The following is a 1,079-nucleotide window of genomic DNA, read 5'->3' as shown; positions in this document are numbered from 1 at the left end:
TCATTGTTACAGGAGATCAGCGTTAAAGTGGCAAAAGCCGCCATTAGAAAATATTTTTTCATAGTAATTAAGATGTAAGTATAATTGTTTAAAACCTGTTAAGATCAGTAAAGCTGAATATAAGTGGTTGTATTCGTTCCGCTGGTTACAGTAAATATTTCCGCGCTGTTTCCATCAGGAGTGGTAATATTACTAGGAGCATCATAACAGCTGTTGGGAAGCACTAATGGACCGCCGAAGCCCCAGACACCGTCATTGGTTCCCGGATGAAACATTCCGAATTTGGTGCCTGACCATCTTGTGTTGGCTGAAATAACCCCGGTAGGCAGTAAAGACGGTGCGTTCCACGGGCTTTGTGTTGAAGATGTATTCGAAAGGGTTACCCTCCAGATTCCAGTAGGATATAAAGAGTTGGTAAATTGATCTCTGTAATTATCATAGATGAGTGCTTTTCCATTTCCCATATGCGAGTCGGCCGGAATAATAATTTCGTCAGGACCTTGGGAAGTTATATAAGGATAGCAGTTTGTTCCGAATTCATTACTGGCAAAAATAACTCCTCTAAACTCATAAACAGAATAATTGTTGAGGATAAGAGGTCCCTTCTGGGCATAACCTAAAGAGCAGGCTGCTAAACTTAATATGGCTACAACTTTTTTCATGATTATTTATTTTTCGGATTTAATGTTCTTACGGATCTCCTCACTTTTCTTCATATAGATCTGGGTAGCCCACACAATGATCTGGCTCATATCACCGCCTGTTTTTCTCATCAGCTCCGCTTCAGTTACGCCGGTAGAAAGGATCAGTTCTTTAGAAGCCGGCACCAGAAGCGCTTTTCTTCTGTCACTCAGCTCAGAGGTGTTTCTTTTTTTCTCCTCTTCCGTAGGTCTGTTTTGTGGATCACCCAGGCTTTTAAAAGCTTTGTCGAAGTTTTCCATCTGCGGAGTTTTCATGCTCTCCATGGTATTTACAGCATTGTTTTCATTGTTACAGGAGATCAGCGTTAAAGTGGCAAAAGCCGCCATTAGAAAATATTTTTTCATAGTAATTAAGATGTAAGTATAATTGTTTAAAAC

2 protein-coding genes are annotated in these 1,079 nt (G+C 40.1%); both read right to left on the bottom strand.

Going from position 1 to position 1,079, the window contains the following annotated elements; translation table 11 throughout:
- Window positions 1-104: 104 nt before the first annotated feature.
- Window positions 105-662: a hypothetical protein gene (locus AOB46_RS22695; protein WP_062703681.1), complete on the bottom strand. Its 558-nt coding sequence runs from the start codon at window positions 660-662 to the stop codon at window positions 105-107.
- A 6-nt stretch (window positions 663-668) separates the two neighbouring features.
- The coding region (locus AOB46_RS22690) for a hypothetical protein (protein ID WP_206542276.1) at window positions 669-1,079 on the bottom strand (411 nt) is incomplete at its 5' end.

The organism is Chryseobacterium indologenes, from assembly GCF_001295265.1.
GTDB classification, from domain to species: domain Bacteria; phylum Bacteroidota; class Bacteroidia; order Flavobacteriales; family Weeksellaceae; genus Chryseobacterium; species Chryseobacterium indologenes_A.
This window is presented reverse-complemented; position numbering and strand designations above follow the sequence as displayed.

Coding starts and splice junctions, on each gene's coding strand:
- AOB46_RS22695 (WP_062703681.1), bottom strand. CDS start 662: ATGAAAAAAGTTGTAGCCATATTAAGTTTAGCAGCCTGCTCTTTAGGT.